General features: G+C 30.7%; 1 protein-coding gene and 1 pseudogene. Both read right to left on the bottom strand.

Going from position 1 to position 2,742, the window contains the following annotated elements; all coding sequences use genetic code 11:
- Positions 1–1,384, bottom strand: a pseudogene (locus OC698_RS02855) (reverse transcriptase domain-containing protein); the annotation flags it as partial.
- A gap of 571 nt (positions 1,385–1,955) precedes the next feature.
- Entirely contained in the window at positions 1,956–2,150 is a 195-nt protein-coding gene (locus OC698_RS02850) for a hypothetical protein (protein WP_304513190.1), read from the bottom strand.
- Between the last annotated feature and the right edge of the window lie 592 nt (positions 2,151–2,742).

The following is a 2,742-nucleotide window of genomic DNA, read 5'->3' as shown; positions in this document are numbered from 1 at the left end:
ATAGGAAATTCCCCAAGTTGAACCTGTCTTCAGTTTCTTTCGAACTCTGGCAATCGACGTTTTTCGTTTTCTTGCCAGCGTTTTCAAACAGCTATATTCCGCTAGATAGTTTAGATAGGTTAAAACACCGAGATTGTTAGCCAAACAAAAGTATTGAATAATTCCTCGAACAATTGTTTGATAGGTCCGGATTATCTCTAATTCGTCTCGATCCGCTAATGTTTCGTCGTGTTTCACCTTCCCCACTTTTAACCAATTATATTCGTGTCCATATTCCTTGGCTTTCGCTTGGGGAATTTGGATTTGAACTTTACCGTTGAAGGAATTCTTTGTAGATTTCCTTATACGAGTTTTATTGGTGGGATTTACCTTTATCATGTAGGATAAAAACCTTGTGCCTTTGTTAGCTTTCACAATTTTTGATTTGTCCTTACTAATGGTAAGTTTCAAATCTTGTTCTAGCCATTGCGTTATTTGATTCTTAATCCCTTCGGCTTTGTCATACTCGCCCTTAACACCAATGACAAAATCATCAGCATAGCGGATGTATTCAATTCTTGGTTTCGGATTTAGATTGATTGAACTATCAATCATTAGTTTGCGATGTTGGTTTTTGTCCCATGCTTTTTTATATTCTGGATTATTCTTTCTGATTGGTTTTCCTTCTTTAATCAGTTCCTCCATTTTCAGGTCGATGTAATGTAAATATACATTCGCCAACAAAGGGGAGATAATTCCTCCTTGAGGAGAACCTGATAAGGATTCGTATTTTATCCCATCTTTCATGAAGCCAGCTCTTAGCCATTTGTTAATGGTTGAGAGAGTTTTACTCTTTTTGATGAACTGATTTAAGGTTCGCATGAGAATTTCATGATTGATGGTATCGAAGTAACCTTTTAAGTCAATTTTGACAATATAGTCAATCCCTTTAAATCTTTGTTTAACACGTTTGATAGCGTCATGACAAGATTTTTTGGTTCTAAATCCAAAGTTCCATTCTGAAAAGATATTTTCAAAATAGGGAGCTAAGGCATTTTTGTATTAACCGATCTTTAATGGTAGGTAGCCCCAAGGGTCTAGTTCTTTTATTATCGCTAGGAATAAGAATTCTTTTAACTGGTTTGGGGTTATAACCATTATTAACATATTCCTGATGGTATCTTTCTAATCTTTCTAGATTAATCCCATCGATGGTTTCATTATCAATACCCGGTGTTCCCGCCCCTTTGTTAGTAGCAATTTTATTAAATGCTATTAACGTATTATAGAAGTTATTCATTCCTTGCTGAAGTTCTCTTTTTAAGGAGTGGCCATTTGCTGAACGATATTGAATTTTATCCAATGTTCGCGAAAGTTTAGCTTCGAGTGAAACAGTTGTTGACATAGTATATCAACTCCTTCCTTGATACCATTGAATAAATAATAAATTACTTTCTTCTTTCGCCCTATAAGAGTCATTATCTCTCTTCTTGGTAAGCCGATTAACTAAATTATTCCAAATTTAGGTTTACCCTTACGACTACTAAAAAGATGCTTTATCCTTGACCATCAAGGCTTTTATTTCCTGATTAGTAAATTTAATTACTTAGTTTTAGGATTCTCCAAGTTACACTAAATTTCTACCTTAATTCCTTAGGGGAAGTATCCTCTTTCTGGAGGCTGATTCCAGGTTTTCTTATGTGATAAACTACTCAATACTAAAGTTATATATTAGTAGGTTCTGGACTGTCCGTCTAAGCAACTTCCGAACAGGTTTCGTTATTACATCAATTATCTTCTTAGGCCATTTCAGGCTTTCCCATAGAATTATTCGGTGGCGGTATCTTCTTGACTAATTTGCTTTCGTCGCAACCCGCTTTTATGGTCTGCTATAATTTGACATTCTTTTGTTTGTCAAACCGACCATCTCCATTCAGAGTTTATCGGCTCTGGCTATTGGTTAAATAGCACGAAATTTAGGCCTCTTTTGGCGCCCACTTTAAAACGATTATTTTTCTTATTGTTTCCATTTTAACAATACTGTTTGGATGTATAATTTTTATAGCAAAAACTTTATTATTTTTAATATTCATACACAATGCACAAAATAAAAAGATCCAAAAAATTATAAAAATATTCAATAATTTATTTTTTTTAATATTAAAATTCATTTTTAACCTCTTTTCCGGAAAAACAATTTATTCCGATAAAATTTTATCAAATAAAATACAATTATTTTTGAAAAAAATTAAAATTGTTATAAAATTGAAAAAATATAAAAATGAATTTTAAAATTTTAAATAATTCCATATAATATAATTTTAATAAATAATAAAATTAATAATTTTATCTAAAAAAGCAAAAATTTAAATATTAAAATCAACGATTATTATTCGTTAATATTGGATTTCAATATTAATAACGAAATTTAGTAAAAATTATCTAATTTAAATTGAAAAATAAATAATTATATTTTTCAATCTCATACAAAAATAACTCATCAACACATCAATTATTTACTTATTTTTAATCGAAATCAAGAAAAGATTAACTTTATAAAAAAAACAAAATAATGAATAAATATGATTTTTAAAATTAAAAAATAAATTATAATAATTAATTCACATAATCATTTAATTTTAAATGCTTCTATCCAAGATGGAGCTACCACTACTAATACTTTTGAAGGGGCGCCAAAGAGGCCTAAATTTCATGCTATCTAACCAATAGCCAGAGCCGATAAACTCTGAAAGGAGATGGTCG

The organism is Candidatus Phytoplasma gossypii (genome assembly GCF_030586975.1).
Classification (GTDB): Bacteria; Bacillota_I; Bacilli_A; order Acholeplasmatales; family Acholeplasmataceae; genus Phytoplasma; species Phytoplasma citri.
The sequence above is the reverse complement of the archived record's forward strand: the minus strand, read 5'-3'. Positions and strand labels throughout refer to the sequence as shown.